Origin of the sequence: Pseudocitrobacter corydidari (assembly GCF_021172065.1) — a bacterium.
In the GTDB taxonomy this organism is placed as follows: Bacteria; Pseudomonadota; Gammaproteobacteria; order Enterobacterales; family Enterobacteriaceae; genus Pseudocitrobacter; species Pseudocitrobacter corydidari.
Genome location: NZ_CP087880.1, coordinates 3,302,042 through 3,319,096, shown reverse-complemented (window position 1 = coordinate 3,319,096; position 17,055 = coordinate 3,302,042). Strand labels below are relative to the sequence as shown.

General features: G+C 56.5%; 13 protein-coding genes. 6 read left to right on the top strand and 7 right to left on the bottom strand.

Translation table 11 applies throughout. The features are described from left to right. Positions 1–25 precede the first annotated feature (25 nt). Complete coding sequence (locus G163CM_RS15465; protein WP_231825556.1) at positions 26–406, top strand: winged helix-turn-helix transcriptional regulator; 381 nt, start codon at positions 26–28, stop codon at positions 404–406. Positions 407–489: 83 nt separating this feature from the next. On the opposite strand, the gene G163CM_RS15460 is transcribed toward G163CM_RS15465, so the two are convergent. Then, entirely contained in the window at positions 490–2,433 is a 1,944-nt protein-coding gene (locus G163CM_RS15460) for a bifunctional 2',3'-cyclic-nucleotide 2'-phosphodiesterase/3'-nucleotidase (RefSeq protein ID WP_231825555.1), read from the bottom strand. A gap of 218 nt (positions 2,434–2,651) precedes the next feature. Between G163CM_RS15460 and cysQ the strand changes: the two genes are divergently transcribed. Next, positions 2,652–3,395, top strand: coding sequence for a 3'(2'),5'-bisphosphate nucleotidase CysQ (gene cysQ / locus G163CM_RS15455; protein ID WP_015966178.1), 744 nt, complete (start codon positions 2,652–2,654; stop codon positions 3,393–3,395). Here the strand turns inward: cysQ and G163CM_RS15450 are convergent. Beyond that, entirely contained in the window at positions 3,385–3,942 is a 558-nt protein-coding gene (locus G163CM_RS15450; RefSeq protein ID WP_231825554.1) for a YtfJ family protein, read from the bottom strand. The two genes, cysQ and G163CM_RS15450, sit on opposite strands and share 11 nt — an antisense overlap. A 324-nt stretch (positions 3,943–4,266) precedes the next feature. Between G163CM_RS15450 and G163CM_RS15445 the strand changes: the two genes are divergently transcribed. Continuing rightward, positions 4,267–4,473 carry a DUF1107 domain-containing protein gene (locus G163CM_RS15445; protein ID WP_015966176.1) on the top strand — a complete coding sequence of 69 codons (207 nt, stop codon included), beginning with the start codon at positions 4,267–4,269 and terminating at the stop codon, positions 4,471–4,473. 66 nt (positions 4,474–4,539) lie between these two features. Here G163CM_RS15445 and paeA read toward each other — a convergent pair whose 3' ends face one another. The 4 genes from paeA to G163CM_RS15425 form a co-directional block, all read right to left on the bottom strand. Next, positions 4,540–5,880, bottom strand: coding sequence for a polyamine export protein PaeA (gene paeA / locus G163CM_RS15440; protein WP_231825553.1), 1,341 nt, complete (start codon positions 5,878–5,880; stop codon positions 4,540–4,542). A 149-nt stretch (positions 5,881–6,029) separates the two neighbouring features. Further along, positions 6,030–7,052 carry a Gfo/Idh/MocA family protein gene (locus tag G163CM_RS15435; protein WP_231825552.1) on the bottom strand — a complete coding sequence of 341 codons (1,023 nt, stop codon included), beginning with the start codon at positions 7,050–7,052 and terminating at the stop codon, positions 6,030–6,032. 10 nt (positions 7,053–7,062) lie between these two features. Next, on the bottom strand, positions 7,063–8,130 hold the full coding sequence (locus G163CM_RS15430) for a Gfo/Idh/MocA family protein (protein ID WP_231825551.1): 1,068 nt from the start codon (positions 8,128–8,130) through the stop codon (positions 7,063–7,065). 108 nt (positions 8,131–8,238) lie between these two features. Next, complete coding sequence (locus tag G163CM_RS15425; RefSeq protein WP_231825550.1) at positions 8,239–9,393, bottom strand: Gfo/Idh/MocA family protein; 1,155 nt, start codon at positions 9,391–9,393, stop codon at positions 8,239–8,241. Positions 9,394–9,583: 190 nt separating this feature from the next. Here G163CM_RS15425 and G163CM_RS15420 point away from each other — a divergent pair, with 190 nt between their 5' ends. Continuing rightward, entirely contained in the window at positions 9,584–10,633 is a 1,050-nt protein-coding gene (locus G163CM_RS15420) for a LacI family DNA-binding transcriptional regulator (RefSeq protein ID WP_231828386.1), read from the top strand. A gap of 2 nt (positions 10,634–10,635) precedes the next feature. On the opposite strand, the gene msrA is transcribed toward G163CM_RS15420, so the two are convergent. Continuing rightward, positions 10,636–11,277: a peptide-methionine (S)-S-oxide reductase MsrA gene (gene msrA, locus G163CM_RS15415; protein ID WP_015966170.1), complete on the bottom strand. Its 642-nt coding sequence runs from the start codon at positions 11,275–11,277 to the stop codon at positions 10,636–10,638. Positions 11,278–11,545: 268 nt separating this feature from the next. Here msrA and tamA point away from each other — a divergent pair, with 268 nt between their 5' ends. Then, positions 11,546–13,279: an autotransporter assembly complex protein TamA gene (tamA, locus tag G163CM_RS15410; RefSeq protein WP_231825549.1), complete on the top strand. Its 1,734-nt coding sequence runs from the start codon at positions 11,546–11,548 to the stop codon at positions 13,277–13,279. Beyond that, positions 13,276–17,055, top strand: coding sequence for an autotransporter assembly complex protein TamB (gene tamB, locus G163CM_RS15405; RefSeq protein ID WP_231825548.1), 3,780 nt, complete (start codon positions 13,276–13,278; stop codon positions 17,053–17,055). The genes tamA and tamB overlap by 4 nt, the downstream gene beginning before the upstream one ends.

The following is a 17,055-nucleotide window of genomic DNA, read 5'->3' as shown; positions in this document are numbered from 1 at the left end:
GTACATACAAAAAGGTAAGTGTAAAATGAGTCAGGTGAGCCTGTCGCAACAACTGAAAGAGGGCAATCTCTTCGCCGAACAGTGCCCGTCGCGCGATGTGCTGAAACACGTCACCAGCCGCTGGGGCGTATTGATTCTGGTCGCGCTGCGCGAAGGTACGCACCGTTTTAGCGATCTGCGTCGCAAGATGGGCGGGGTGAGTGAAAAGATGCTCGCCCAATCGTTACAGGCGCTGGAACAGGATGGTTTTCTCAACCGTATTGCCTATCCGGTCGTTCCGCCGCATGTGGAGTATAGCCTCACGCCTCTGGGTGAGCAGGTGAGTGAGAAGGTCGCCGCGCTGGCGGACTGGATTGAGTTGAATTTGCCAGAGGTGCTGGCGATGCGGGATGAGCGTGCGGCGTAAATGCCGGATGGCGCTGCGCTTATCCGGCCTACAAAATCATTCCCTGTAGGCCGGGTAAGGCGAAGCCGCCACCCGGCGTGGCATTACTTCCTCAAATCCACCTGATAAACCGCAAATCCGATATCATCGGTCGCGACCTGCTTCATTGGGTACTGCGCCTTCTCTTTAATAAACGTCGCCGCTTTCTCAGAAGGCGAGGTTTCGAAGCGAACATCCAGCGCGGCGTTGCTGGCAATCGGCGCTAAGCGCCAGTTGTTATCCGCCGCCGGGTGAATGGCGCCTGCGCGTTTCGATTCGGCACTTATCCAGCTTGCCAGCACGGAACGGTTCTCATCCGGCGAAGCAAATGCGATATGCCCGTCGCCTGTGCCCGCGAACTTGCCGCCGTAGGCGCGATAGTTATTGGTCGCCACCAGGAACGTAGCGTTCGGATCGATCGGTTTCCCGTTAAATTTCAGATCTTTCACGCGCTCCGCTTTTGGGTTCACCGTCTGACATTCACCGTCGTAGCGCGCTGGTTGGCTGACATCAATCTGATACGTCACGCCGTCAATAACGTCAAAGTTATAGGTGCGGAAGCCATCCCAGTTGATGAGCGACTGTGGTTTGCTGCTGGTCGGGTCAATCTGGTTAAACTGCCCGGCTGAACACTCCAGCCACTCTTTCACCTCTTTACCGCTGGCTTTCACCACGACCAATGTGTTCGGGTAGAGATACAGATCGGCGGCATTGCGGAAGGTGAGCTGACCTTTCTCGACCTCAACATAGCTCGCCGGATCGTTCTTACGCCCACCCGCTTTAAACGGTGCGGCGGCGGAAAGCACCGGCAGTTTTGCCAGGTCTGGATCGCCCTGAATATAGTGCTCGACGTAGGCTTTCTGCGCCATGTTGACGACCTGCACGGTCGGGTCGTCCTGTACCAGCGACAGGAAACTGTACATATTGTCGGACGATTTGCCGATAGGCTTGCTGACGAACTCGCGCGTGGCGTCGTGATCGGCTTTTAAGATCTCAACCAGCTTGCTGTCTTCTGCCGCCAGCGATTTCTTCGCCGCTGTATCGTAGATTGGGCGTGCTTGTGCTTTCGACGACGTCACCTGCCACTTGCCGCTGTCGTTATTCAGCACCAGATCGACTACGCCCAGATGGTCGCCCCACATCCCTGGCATCACCGCAGGCACCCCGTTCAGTGTGCCTTTATCAAGGTCGACGCCTTTGATATCCGCAAAATCTTTCCCCGGAAAAACGGCGTGCGCGTGGCCAAACATAATCGCATCGACGCCCGGCACTTCACTCAGATAGTAAACGGAGTTCTCCGCCATCGCCTGATACGGGTCGGCAGAGAGCCCGGAGTGGGCAATCACGACCACCACATCCGCACCGTTTTTACGCATCTCAGGGACATAGCGGCGGGCGGTTTCGGTGATGTCGTTGACCGTCACTTTGCCGTCAAGATTGGCTTTATCCCACGTCATGATTTGCGGCGGCACAAAACCGATATAGCCGATACGCAGCGTATGCGTTGCGCCGTCTTTATCTTTCACCGTGGTTTCTTTTATCAGATAGGGTGTAAAAAGCGGCTTCTTGCTTTTAACGTCGATGATATTGGCGTTAATATACGGAAACTTCGCGCCTGCAATGGCTTTATGAAGGAAGTCCAGCCCATAGTTAAACTCATGGTTGCCCAGGTTTCCTACCACGTAATCCAGTGTATTCATCGCCTTATACACCGGATGCGTATCCCCGGCTTTTAAGCCTTTGGCCGCCGCGTAGTCGCCCATCGGGCTGCCCTGAATCACATCGCCGTTATCGACCAGCACGCTGTTGGTGGCCTCCGCGCGGGCGGCATTGATCAAACTGGCGGTGCGGACCAGTCCGAATTTCTCCGTTGCAGAATCTTTGTAATAGTCGAAATCCATCATATTGCTGTGCAAATCAGTGGTTTCCATAATGCGGAGATCGACCGTGGCGGCATTGACGCTGGCAGCAATCAGCGTGGCCAGGAGCGTTGCGCTAAACTTAATCATCAGGGGGCGTCCTTTTCAGATCCAGGGCACATAAGAAAATGTATGTACATTCTGTTGCTTACGAGAATGTGAATCATGCCAGAAAATAATGAGCGGAAACCGGCAGCGCTTCACAGATATCCTGACCCGGCGTCGCCGATGGGAATGGCGCAATGCGTGACGATGCGATATAAATAAAACAACGAGTTAACACCACTGCAATCTCAACGAGGTGGAGAATGTTAGAACAAGTATGTCAGCTTGCAAGGAACGCGGGCGATGCCATTATGCAGGTTTATGATGGAGCGCTACCGATGGACGTTGCCAGCAAGAAAGACGATTCTCCCGTCACGGCAGCGGATATTGCGGCGCACCATGTGATTGTTAACGGTCTAAAGGCGCTTGCGCCTGACATTCCGATTCTGTCGGAAGAGGACCCGCCGGGCTGGGATGTGCGTCAGCACTGGCAGCGCTACTGGCTGGTGGACCCGCTGGATGGCACCAAAGAATTTATCAAGCGCAACGGCGAATTCACCGTCAATATCGCCTTGATTGAGCACGGTAAGCCGGTGCTGGGCGTGGTGTACGCCCCGGTCACGAAGGTGATGTACAGCGCAGCCGAAGGCAAAGCGTGGAAAGAAGAGTGCGATGTGCGTAAGCAAATTCACGCCCGCGATGCGCGCCCGCCGCTGGTGGTGATCAGCCGTTCGCACAGTAGCGATCCGGAACTCGCGGAATATTTACAACAGTTGGGTGAGCATCAGACCACCTCTATTGGCTCATCGCTCAAGTTCTGCCTGGTGGCAGAAGGGCAGGCGCAGCTCTACCCGCGCTTCGGGCCGACTTGCGTCTGGGATACTGCCGCAGGGCACGCGGTGGCCGTTGCCGCCGGGGCGCGGGTTCACGACTGGCAGGGGAAAACCCTCGATTACACGCCGCGTGAATCTTTCCTCAACCCCGGCTTCCGCGTCGCTATTTTTTAAGTAATTTATGCAGCAGGGCAATCACCTGCTGCACTTCATCCTGCGTCAACGCGCCATCTTTGGCCCACTGTACGCGCCCGTCTTTATCCAGCACCGCAATCGCTGAACTCTCTTCTTCCAGTTGCCAGGCTTTCATCACCCCCCCGTTGCTGTCGACCACAATCTGCGACCACGGGAAGAGCTTTTTATTGCTCTCCAGACTGTTACGCACAAACATTCCGGTGCCCGGAATGGCGTCGTCGGTGTTGACGATGGTGGTGGTCTGGTAGCGGTCATGCGGCAGGTTCGCCGCTTTGATGGCTTCAATCAGCCCGGCATTCTTCTCTTTGGCGGAGGTGCGCCCGGCAATATGTTGCACCACTCGCACTTTTCCAGGAAGCTGCGCGCTATTCCAGCTTTTGTAGCTAAACTTATCATTGTCGAGCATCAATTCACCGCGATCGGCAACGCCTACCGCAGGTACGCGTTCCCCCTCTTTCAGCGAGTGGGCGGACGCCATCAACGGCATTAACAGGCATGAAATGGCCAACAGAGAACGTAAGGTCATGGTGTGTCCTTCTTTTTATGCAGGTGATCCGACCACTTGGCCGATGCTTTTAAGCATAAGTGCTATTGATATGTTTTTCCCGCAAGGTTAGTGCCACTTTGTGGGGGAACGCACATAACCGCAGTAAATCGAAGGCTTATACTGTATTCATCGTATAGCTGAAAAGAAAATTCTCAATTATTGTAATAAAAAGGTAAATAAAGCTCCCTATACTAGGGTAGCTCTGTGGTTATGGACTATAGTTAACGGGTATTTAACATTGCGCCCCGGAGCGTTGAACCAAATTTGGAATCAACAAGGGCGTTATACTCGCAGGAGATAAGAATGAAAATTTTCCAACGCTACAACCCGCTTCAGGTGGCAAAGTACGTAAAAATCCTGTTCCGTGGACGGTTGTACATCAAGGACGTTGGTGCTTTTGAGTTTGATAAGGGGAAAATTTTGCTCCCCAAGATTAAGGACAAGCAGCACTATTCTGTGATGTCCGAGGTCAACCGCCACGTTATGCGTCTGCAAACCGAGATGGCATAACGGCAGCTAGCGGCAGAAAAGCAAACGGCTCCCAATGGGAGCCGTTGATGTTTTCAGAGAAGCGTTTTAAGCCGCTGTACCTTTCTCTTCGATTTCAGCTTGTTTTGGCACTAACACCGTCGGCTTGTTATCAATGCGGGTGACCAGCAACTGGTCGATGCGGTAGTTATCAATATCCACCACCTCGAACTTGTAGCCGGAGAACTTCACCGCATCGGTGCGTTTCGGGATTTTACGCAGCATAAACATCATGAAGCCGCCGATGGTTTCATAGTTGCCAGACTGCGGGAAGTCGTCGATATCCAGCACACGCATCACGTCGTCAATCGGCGTGCCGCCGTCGATGAGCCATGAGTTTTCATCGCGCGCCACAATCTGCTCTTCCAGCCCCTGGCCGACCAGGTCGCCCATCAGGGTGGTCATCACGTCGTTCAGGGTGATGATGCCCACCACCAGCGCGTATTCGTTCATGATAACCGCGAAGTCTTCACCCGCCGTTTTGAAGCTTTCCAGCGCCTCAGAAAGGGTAAGCGTGTCCGGCACAATCAGGGTATTGCGGATCTGCACGCCGCTGTTCAGTGCCATGCTCTGGTTTGCCAGCACGCGGTTCAGCAGATCTTTCGAATCGACATAACCAATGATGTGATCGATATCTTCGTTACACACCAGGAACTTAGAGTGAGGATGCTCGGCCACTTTGTTTTTCAGGCTCTGCTCATCTTCATGCAGGTCAAACCAAATCACGTTTTCGCGCGACGTCATGGAAGACGGCACGGTACGTGATTCCAGTTCAAACACGTTTTCAATCAGTTCATGTTCTTGCTTACGCAGCACGCCCGCCAGCGCACCGGCTTCTACAACGGCATAAATGTCATCAGAGGTGATGTCATCTTTACGCACCATTGGCAGTTTGAAGATGCGGAAGATGACGTTAGCGAGGCCGTTGAAGAACCAGACCAGCGGACGGAAGACCAGAAGACAGAAACGCATCGGGTTGATGATTCGCAAAGCCACGGCTTCCGGCGAAATCATACCGATGCGCTTCGGCGTCAGGTCGGCGAACAGAATAAACAGGCCGGTCACCAGCGAGAAGGAGAGAATAAAGCTCAGCTGCTCGGCAAGCTCTGGAGACATGTAATTCATAAACAGGCTGTGGAACGCCGGTGAGAATGCCGCATCGCCCACGATACCGCCCAAAATGGCGACCGCGTTAAGGCCAATTTGCACCACGGTGAAGAACATACCGGGGTTTTCCTGCATTTTCAGGATGCGTTGCGCATTCACATTGCCTTCATCGGCCAGCAGCTTGAGTTTGATTTTACGGGAGGCAGCCAGCGAGATCTCAGATATCGAGAAGAAGGCGCTGACGGCAATCAGGCAAAGTATTACTAAAATACTGTTTAACATATCTTATCCGACCGTTAAGGCCAGATCCTCGGAAGGGAAGTTGAACGTCGTGTGGAATACACTAAAAACCGGTCCGAAGGCACTGGACCGGCGAATTCGCAGCTAGTATAGCGTAAAAGAGTGTAAATTCGCCAGTGGGCGCATTTTGCTTAGCGGGGAAGGTCAATCCAGCGGCGCTGCGCTGAGGATTGATAAAGAGCGTTGACCATTCGCAGGGATACCGCTGCATCGTGAATATCGGCCCCGCCGTACTGCGTCGGGTCGAGGATTGCCGCATAGAAATCGTTTATTGCCTGGCGGTGGCTGTCGCCCCAGTAGCGTTTGACGTTGCCGTGCGGCAGCTCGTCATTAACCAGCGCCGTGCGTTGCTCATCGACCACCTGCCAGAGCGTATTGCGTTCGAGCTGTAAAAAGCCGCGCTCAAAGTGGATCTCCAGCGCCAGCGGAGAATCGGTGGTGTAGCAGTTGGTGGCGTAGAAAATACCGCGCGCGCCGTTGGTGAACTCCATTGTCGCCATTGCTGAATCTTCGGTTTCGATAAGCGATTCAAGCAGGCTGGTTTCCACCACGCCCTTGATACGCTGCACGCCGCCGGCAAACCACTGCATCAAATCCAGCGTATGAATGGCCTGGTTAATCAACAGGCTGCCGCCCTCCGTAGCCCAGCGACCACGCCACGGGCTTTGGTTATAGTACGCGCCGTGGCGATGCCAGGTCAGGCAGGCTTTGATGCTTAACATGTTGCCGAGCGTTCCGCTCTGAATAGTCTGCCGGATGCGCTGGCTGGTGGGGTTAAGGCGATTCTGGTAGCAGACCGCAAGCTGCGTATCGGCACGCTCGACCGCAGCCTGGATCTGCGCCAGTTCACTCCCATTCATGACGACAGGCTTTTCACTAAAGACGTGTTTGCCCGCCGCCAGTGCGGCGATAATCATCTCCCGGTGCAGATGATGGGGTGTACAGATGTGCACCACATCGACCTCTGCATCGGCCAGCAGGTCGCGGTAGTCGGCGTAAAAGCGGCAATTATACTTTTCTGCCAACGCCCGGCCCTTGTCGACATCCGTATCAACAAGTGCGTACAACCGGGCTTGCGGGTGCTGGAGTATCGGGTCTGCATGGCAACCATGAATGGAGCCTGCGCCGATAATCGCTGCATGAATGGGTCCCATAGTGCCTCCGTTAGGCCAGTGCGTTAGCCAGCATTTGCGCCTTCACGCACAGCTCGGCGGCTTTAAACGTGTGTTCCTGGGTCATGGCATTCTCGGTGCGATTCAGGCAATCGAGAATCAACTGGCCGAAGTAGGGGAAGCCCACTTTGCCCGCCACCGGATAGCGGAACTCGCCCTCTTTGTTGACCAGATAAACCACATCCTGCTCCTGACGGGTGATATCGACATACTTGCGAATTTCGATATAGCCCTCGGTGCCCAGCAGCGTCAGACGACCGTCGCCCCAGCTTGAAAGGCCGTCCGGCGTGAACCAGTCGCAGCGGAAATAGCCGGTGGCGCCGTTGTCGCCCGCCAGCATCGCGTCGCCGAAATCTTCAAACAGCGGATACTGTGGATGATTGACGTTGCGCACCTGGCTTGCCACCAGGCGCGCGTTGCGGTTGCCGGTATAAAAGAGGAATTGCTCAATCTGATGGCTGCCGATATCGCATAGAATGCCGCCGAACAGGGCTTTATCGTAGAACCAATCCGGGCGTCCTTCGCCTTCACGGTGCGGGCCAACGCCGAGGGTTTGCATAACGCGGCCAATCGCCCCTTGTTCCACCAGTTGCCCGGCGAAAACGGCACTTTCAACGTGCAGGCGTTCGCTATAATAGACCGCGTATTTACGCCCGGTTTCCCGCACTTTGCGTTTTGCCTGTTCCAGTTGCGCCAGAGTGGTCAGCGGCGCTTTATCGGTGAAGTAATCTTTGCCTGCATCCATCACTCTCAGGCCCAGCGGGCAGCGCTCGGAAGGCACGGCGGCACCGGCAACCAGCTGCACGCTGGCGTCGGTCAGAATGGTTTCCAGAGAATCAGCCACCTTCACCTGCGGATACTGCTCGACGAATTTCGCCACTTTAGCCGGGTCGGGATCGTACACCCACTTCAGCGTCGCGCCCGCTTCAATCAGGCCGTTACACATGCCGTAGATGTGGCCGTGGTCCAGCGCGGCGGCGGCAATGATAAATTCGCCCGGCGCAACCACCGGCTGCGGTTTGCCCACCGGGGCGTAGTTCATTCCGTCTTTGATGCTCATTGTTGCTCCTGTTGGTGCCTGCCTTTGCGTCGGGTGGCGCTGCGCTTACCCGACCTACAATCTGTATTTCGTAGGCCCGGTAAACGAAGCGCCACCGGGCAATTTCGCTTACCAGGTGCCGGACGCGTCCAGGGTTTTGCTCTCGACGTTTTTATCCACGGACGTGGCAATGCGCTCATCCAGCAGCTGTTTGAACAGCGCTTCATCCAGCGGCAGGTCGACCCAGTTGTCTGTCCAGGTGGAAAGGTGCATGGCGTTAGAGAGCGTCAGGCCGTGAATACCTTCCTGACCCGGTGCCAGCAGCGGCGTGCCGTGCAGCACGGCGGCGGCAAAGTTAGTGGTGATTACATGATGATCGCTGCACTCCGGTGCCACCGGAATGGTCACTTCCCAGCACTCCGGTTCGCCAAAGCCGTTCTGCCAGCGGGCGTTGAATTCGGTTTCCGATTCGCGCAGTCGCCAGAAGCGCAGCTTGCCCTCTTCAACCACCACTTTGCCGCGATCGCCGGCGATTTCCAGGCGGTTCGTGCCGGGGGCTTCTGCGGTAGTGGTGATAAACACACCCGTCGCGCCGTTGGCGTATTCCGCGTAGGCGGTGACTTCGTTTTCGACTTCAATCTGACGATGTTTACCGAACTGGCAGAAGGCGCGCACGCGAACGGGCATACCGACCAGCCATTGCCAGAGGTCGAGCTGGTGCGGGTCCTGGTTGAGCAGCACGCCGCCGCCTTCGCCTTTCCAGGTGGCGCGCCAGCCGCCGGAGTTGTAGTAGCTTTGTGAGCGATACCAGTTGGTGATAATCCAGTTTGAGCGGCGAATTTCGCCCAGTTCGCCGCTGTCGATCAGATCTTTCACTTTCTGATACAGCGGGTTAGGGCGCTGGTTGAACATCATGCCGAACACCACGTTACAGCCACGCGCAAATTCGTTCATCTCGCGCACCTGCGCGGTGTACACGCCAGCCGGTTTTTCGCACAGCGTATGAATGCCCAGGCGCATCGCCATCATCGACAAACGCGGATGCTCATAGTGCGGCGTCGAGACAATTACCGCGTCAATCAGCCCGCTTTGCAGCATCTCCTGCGCATCGCTAAACAGCGCGACTTCTTCGCCCACTAACGCGCGAATGGTCGCGTGTTTTTCAGGATTGTTGTCGCATACCGCCGTCAGGCACGCCTCTTTAACCGTGCCCGCCAGCAGATAGCGGGCGTGAACCGTGCCGATATTCCCCACACCAATAATGCCAAACCGTACCTTCTTCATGCTGCACCTTGCGTCGTAAAAAGGGTTGATGTCTGCAACATAGAAAAGGCGCAACGGGGCGACAAACGGATTTTGTGAGAATGCTCGCAGGGAAAGCAGGAATATGGGCGAAAGGGTGAAAAAAGGTTTTAAAATCAGCCGACTGGTTCTGCAAATATTTGCAGAATTTGATTGCGAGCGAGATCACATCATGTCCGGCAAGCTGAAAATGAAGCAGATCGCCACCCAAACGGGCTACTCCATCAGCACCGTTTCGCGCGTGCTGAGCGGGAAATCGTACACCAGCGAAAAAGCGCGGGCGGCGATAGTGAAATGCGCGCGGCGATTGGGCGTGCTGGAAGAGATGGCGAGCGGGCGGCTGCTGATAAACGGCATCGCCGTTTTTGCGCCAGCGCGCACATTCACCGCCAACGGCGATACCTTTTATCAGGAGGTGACCAAAGGCATCGCTGACGCCGTCGCCCCGCACGATGTCTATCTCTCCTGGTGCGGGCTGGAAGAGCGGCAGGCGGACATTCGCCTGTTCCTCGATAAGACCGGCAGTAAGCACATCAACGCGATCATTATTATCGGCACCGACGACCCGACTATCTTTAAACTTGCCGCCAGCCTGAATAAACCCTGCGTGCTGATTAACTCTCATGACAAAGAGATGGCGCTGGATGCGGTGTCGCCGGATCACCACGCCATTGGTTACAGCGCGCTGCGCCATCTGTTTGAGCACGGGCATCGGCGCGTGTTATCGCTCACCTGCCTGCGTCGTGAAACGCTCTATACGCGTCTGGAAGGAATAAAACAGGCTTATCGCGACTACCATGTGCCGTTTGATCCTGCGCAGTCTTTAATCGTAACGGAAGGGTTTTCCGCTCACGAAGCGGAGCAGGCGCTGGAGGATTGGCTGACGAGTCACCCGCGCGACCTTTGGCCGGAGGCGATTTTCCCCGGAAGTTCAGGGATGACGGTGGGCGTGCAGCGGGTGCTGGCACGTCTTGGCCTGCGCGTGCCGCAGGATATCTCGCTGTTGACCACTGATTTTGGCTGGCACCTGAGTAATGCGTCGATAACGGGCGTTGAAGTGCCGTGTCGGGAACTCGGCATCGAGGCCGTTCATCTGCTGCAAACCCGGCTGAATCGCCCGCAGGCACCCATCTTTAACCTGCTGTTGCAGGGCAAAGTGCGCGAAGCGGGCAGCGTGATCAGCGCCACGCGGCACATGGCCCGCGCGGCGATTTCACCGTAGCGTTACGCCAGCTGCGGCGGCAGGCAGACGCCAATCCCACCGATACCGCAGTATCCGTACGGGTTTTTGTGCAGATACTGCTGGTGGTCATCTTCCGCGTAGTAGAACGGTTTGGCGGTGGCGATTTCCGTGGTAATGCGACGATTGTCGCCCGCGCTTTTCATTGCGGCCTGGAAGCGTTCGGCGCTGGCGTGCGCTTCGCGCTCCTGCTCCGGCGTCAGCACATAGATCGCGGAGCGATACTGTGTACCGTGGTCATTCCCCTGCTGCATACCCTGCGCCGGGTCGTGATTTTCCCAGAATACCTGCAACAGTTGCGCATAGCTGATAACGGACGGGTCATAGACCACGCGTACCGCCTCGGCGTGTCCGGTCTGCCCGGAGCAGACTTCGCGGTAGGTCGGATTCGGCGTGTAACCGCCGCTGTAGCCTGCCGCCGTGCTGTACACGCCAGGAAGCTGCCAGAACAGGCGCTCAACGCCCCAAAAGCATCCCATCGCGAAAATAGCCACTTCCATGCCATCCGGAATATTCGTCATTGAGTGACCGTTAACGGCGTGTAACGTATCTACAGGCATCGGTGTATTGCGCCCTGGGAGTGCATCCGATTGAGACACAAGGTGATTTTTCTCAAATAAGCTCATAGGACGGTCTCCAGATTACAGGATGAGCAGTTAAGGTTGTAACCAGGCGTGAGTTTTAACACAATAAACACGCCGAATACGTCTAGATTTAAACATAAGAATAATTTGGGGTGTTGTCTCTTTTTCAACCCGAGAATGTTTAGGGTTATTAAAAACAGAGCGCCATACGTATGAGCAGGGAATCGGTTGATACGTATCCGACGCCGTTATTGCCGTGGAAAGGCTTTCGTTTCCATCAGGGGTGGAAACAGGATATTCAGGAGAAAATGTGCGACAAATCCGCCAGTTATGTGTGGTCGGTTTACTGCTGACCAGCGGTGTTGCCAGTGCAGCGAATATACGTTTGCAGGTTGAAGGACTTTCAGGGCAACTGGAAAAAAACGTTCGAGCGCAGCTCTCGACGATTCAGGGTGATGAGGTCACGCCAGATCGCCGTTTTCGCGCGCGCGTCGATGACGCTATCCGTGAAGGCTTAAAAGCGCTCGGTTATTACGAACCGACGATTGATTTTGAACTGAAACCGCCGCCGGCAAAAGGGCGTCAGGTGCTACTGGCGAAAGTCACGCCGGGCGAACCGGTGCGCATTGGCGGCACCGACGTGATTCTTCGCGGCGGTGCGCGTACCGATAAAGATTACCTTGCGCTGCTGAAAACGCGCCCGGCGATTGGCACGGTGCTCGATCACAGTGATTACGACGATTTTAAAAAAGGCCTAACCAGCGTTGCGCTGCGTCGCGGCTATTTTGATAGCGAATTCAACAAGAGCCAGCTCGGTATTGCGCTCGATCGCCATCAGGCGTTTTGGGATATCGATTACGACAGCGGTGAGCGCTATCGCTTCGGCCCGGTCACCTTTGAAGGCTCGCAAATTCGCGAAGAGTATCTGCAAAACCTCGTGCCGTTTAAGCAGGGGGATTATTATCAGTCCAGCGACCTGGCGGAACTGAATCGCCGCCTGTCGGCGACCGGTTGGTTTAAATCGGTGATTGTCGCGCCGGAATTCGAAAAATCACGTAAAACGAAAGTTTTACCGCTGCATGGCGTCGTTTCGCCGCGCAGTGAAAACACCATCGAAACCGGTGTCGGCTACTCGACTGACGTCGGGCCGCGCGTAAAGGCCACGTGGAAAAAACCGTGGATCAACTCCTATGGGCATAGCCTGACGACCAGCGCCAGTATCTCATCGCCTGAGCAGATCCTCGATTTCAGCTACAAGATGCCGCTCCTGAAGAACCCGCTTGAACAGTATTATCTGGTGCAAGGGGGCTTTAAGCGCACCGACCTGAACGATACGGAAGCCGACTCCACCACGCTTGCGCTCTCGCGCTACTGGGACCTCTCCAGCGGCTGGCAGCGGGCGATTAACCTGCGCTGGAGCTTCGACCACTTTACCCAGGGTAACGTCACCAATACCACCATGCTGCTGTATCCGGGGGTGATGATCAGCCGTACCCGCTCGCGCGGCGGCCTGATGCCGACCTGGGGCGATTCCCAACGTTACTCCATCGACTACTCCAACACCGCCTGGGGCTCAGACGTCGACTTCAGCGTCTGGCAGGCGCAAAACGTCTGGATTCGAACCTTATACGACAAACACCGCTTTGTAATGCGCGGCAACCTCGGCTGGATTGAAACCGGCGACTTCGACCGGGTGCCGCCGGATCTGCGTTTCTTCGCCGGGGGCGACCGCAGTATTCGTGGCTATAAATACAAATCGATCTCGCCGGAATACGATGACGGCAAGCTGAAAGGGGCCTCGAAGCTGGCGACAGGCTCGGTTGAGTACCAGTACAACGTCACCGGTAAATGGTGGGGCGCGGTCTTCATGGACGGCGGCGAAGCGGTGAGCGATATCCGCCGCAGCGACTGGAAAACCGGCGCGGGCGTCGGCGTGCGCTGGCAGTCTCCCGTGGGCCCGGTCAAGCTCGACGTTGCCGCACCGCTGGGCGACAAAGACGAGCACGGTTTACAGTTCTACATCGGTCTGGGGCCTGAATTATGAGTTTATGGAAGAAGATAAGCCTCGGCGTACTGATTTTTATCGTGCTGCTTATCGGCGCGGTGGCGTTCCTGATTGGCACCACCAAAGGTTTGCATCTGCTGTTTAATGCGGCAAACCGCTGGGTGCCGGGGCTGGAAATCGGCCAGGTGACCGGGGGCTGGCGTGATCTGACGCTGAAAAATGTGCGTTACACCCAGCCGGGCGTGGCGGTAAACGCAGGTGAGTTTCATCTGGCGGTGAGAACCGAATGCCTGTGGAGCAGCAGCCTGTGCGTGGACGATATCGGCCTGCGTGATGTCAACGTCGCTATCGACAGCAGTAAAATGCCGCCGTCATCTCCGGCGGCGGAAGAGGAAGAGAGCGGCCCGCTGAATCTCTCTACCCCGTACCCTATTACGCTTAGCCGCGTGTCGCTCAACAATGTGAATATCAAAATCGACGACACCACCGTGTCGGTGATGGATTTCATGACCGGGCTGAACTGGCAGGAGAAAAACCTGACGCTGACGCCAACCACGCTGCAAGGGCTGCTGATCGCTCTGCCGAAAGTGGCGGACGTGGCGCAGAAAGAGGTGGTTGAGCCGAAGATTGACAACCCGCAGCCGCAGGAAAAACCGCTTGGCGAGACGATGAAAGATCTCTTCTCCAAACCGGTGCTGCCGGAGATGACCGACGTGCATCTGCCGCTCAATCTGAATATTGAATCTTTCAGCGGCGAACAACTGCGCATCACCGGCGATACGGATCTGACGGTGTACAAGATGCTGCTGAAGGTGAGCAGCATCGACGGCAATATGAAGCTGGACACGCTGGATATCGATTCCAGCCAGGGCACGGTAAATGCCACCGGCACAGCGCAACTGACCAACGACTGGCCGGTGGATATCACCCTCAACAGTACGCTGAACATTGACCCGCTGAAGGGCGAGAAAATCAAGCTCAAGCTGGGCGGTGATGTGCGTAAGCAACTGGAACTGGGTGTGAATCTCTCCGGCCCGGTGGATATGTCAATGCGCGCGCAAACGCAACTGGCCGAAGCCGGGTTGCCGCTGAATCTGGAAGTTAACAGCAAACAGCTGTACTGGCCGTTTACCGGCGAGAAGCAGTTCCAGGCCGACGATCTGAAACTGAAACTCAGCGGCAAAATGACCGATTACACGCTGTCGTTTGGGACGGCGGTGAAAGGTCAGGGCGTGCCGCCTGCCAACATTAAGCTGGATGCGAAAGGCAACGAACTTCAGGTCAACCTCGACAAACTCACCGTAGCGGCGCTGGAAGGCACCACCGAGCTGAAAGCGCTGCTCGACTGGCAGCAGGCGATCAGCTGGCGCGGCGAGCTGGCGCTGCACGGCATCAACACGGCAAAAGAGGTGCCGGACTGGCCGTCGAAGCTGGATGGCCTGATCAAAACCCAGGGCAGCCTGTACGGCGGCACCTGGCAGATGGATGTGCCGTCGCTGAAAATCACCGGCAACGTGAAGCAGAACAAAGTGAACGTTGACGGCTCCCTGAAGGGCAACAGCTACATGCAGTGGACCATTCCGGGTCTGCATCTGGAACTGGGGCGCAACAGCGCCGACGTGAAGGGCGAGCTGGGGGTGAAAGATCTCAATCTCGACGCCACGATCGATGCGCCGAGCCTGGATAACGCCCTGCCGGGTCTGGGTGGCACGGCGAAAGGCCTGGTAAAAGTGCGCGGTACGGTGGAAGCGCCGCAGTTGCTGGCGGATATCACCGCGCGCGGCCTGCGCTGGCAGGAGCTGACCGTCGGTCAGGTTCGCGTGGAAGGTGATGTGAAATCCACCGACCAGATCGCGGGCAATCTTGATGTGCGCGTCGAGCGCATTGCGCAGCCGGGCGTGGATATCAGCCTGGTGGATCTCAGTGCCAAAGGTAGCGAGAAACAGCACACGCTGAATCTGCGCATCAACGGTGAACCGGTCTCCGGGCAGCTGGCGCTGGCGGGCAGTTTTGATCGCAAAGAAGAGCGCTGGAAAGGTTCGCTGAGCGACACGCGCTTCCAGACGCCGGTCGGCCCGTGGTCGCTGTCGCGTGCGATCGCGCTCGATTACCGTAACAAAGAGCAGAAAATCAGCGTGGGCCCGCACTGCTGGACCAACCCGAACGCTGAACTCTGCGTGCCGCAGACCATCGACGCCGGAGCAACGGGCCGTGCACAGGTGAACCTTAACCGCTTCGACCTTGCGATGCTCAAACCGTTTATGCCGGAAGAGACGCAGGCCAGCGGCGTGTTCAGCGGTAACGCTGATGTGAGCTGGGACACCACTAAAGAAGGCCTGCCACAGGGGAAAGTGACGCTTAACGGGCGTAACGTGAAGGTCACTCAGATTGTGAACGACGCGCCGCTCCCGGTGGCGTTCGACACGCTGAATCTCAATGCGGACCTGCACAACAACCGCGCCGAGCTGGGCTGGATGATTCGCCTGACCAATAACGGGCAACTTGATGGGCAAGTTCAGGTTACCGATCCGCAGGGGCGACGCAACCTGGGCGGCAACGTCAACATCCGCAACTTCTCGCTGGCGATGATTAACCCTATCTTCGCAAAAGGCGAGAAAGCAGCGGGTACACTGAACGCCAACCTGCGTCTCGGCGGCGACGTTCAGGGGCCACAGCTGTTTGGCCAAATGCAGCTCAACGGTGTCGATCTCGACGCTAACTTCATGCCGTTCGACATGCAGCCGAGCCAGATTGCAATGAACTTCAACGGCACGCGCTCGACCCTGCAAGGGGAAGTGGTGACGCAGCAGGGGCGCATTAGCCTGAGCGGCAACGCCGACTGGACGCAGATCGACAACTGGCGCGCCAGCGTGGCGGCGAAAGGCAGCCGGGTACGTATTACCGTGCCGCCGATGGTGCGCCTCGACGTTTCGCCGGATGTGGTATTTAACGCCACGCCGAGCCTGTTTACGCTCGACGGCAGCGTTGATGTGCCGTGGGCGCGCATTGTGGTGCACGACGTACCGGAGAGCGCGGTGGGCGTCTCCAGTGATGAAGTGATGCTCAACGATCAGCTACAGCCGGAAAACCCGAAAAGCGCGTCGATTCCGATCAACAGCAACCTGACCATTCACGTCGGTAACAACGTGCGTCTGGATGCGTTTGGCCTCAAAGCACGCCTCACCGGTGACCTGAAAGTGGCGCAGGACAAACAGGGGCTTGGCCTGAACGGCCAGATCAACATTCCGGAAGGGCGCTTCCACGCCTACGGCCAGGATTTGATTGTGCGTAAAGGTGAGCTGCTCTTCTCCGGCCCGCCGGACCAGCCGCTGCTGAACATCGAAGCGATCCGTAATCCGGATGCCACCGAAGATGATGTGACCGCCGGTATTCGCGTCACCGGCCCGGCAGACCAGCCGAAAGCCGAAGTCTTCTCTGACCCGGCGATGTCGCAACAGATGGCGCTCTCTTATCTTGTTCGTGGACAGGGGCTGGATAGCGATCAGAGCGACAGTGCCGCGATGACATCCATGCTTATTGGCCTGGGGGTTGCACAAAGTGGTCAGGTTGTGGGTAAAATCGGCGAGACATTTGGCGTAAGCAATCTGGCGCTGGACACTCAAGGGGTGGGCGACTCATCTCAGGTGGTGGTCAGCGGCTACGTACTGCCGGGTCTACAGGTGAAATATGGTGTAGGGATCTTTGACTCCTTAGCGACACTCACGTTACGCTATCGCCTGATGCCTAAGCTATATCTGGAAGCGGTGTCTGGGATCGACCAGGCGCTTGATTTGCTCTATCAGTTTGAGTTTTAG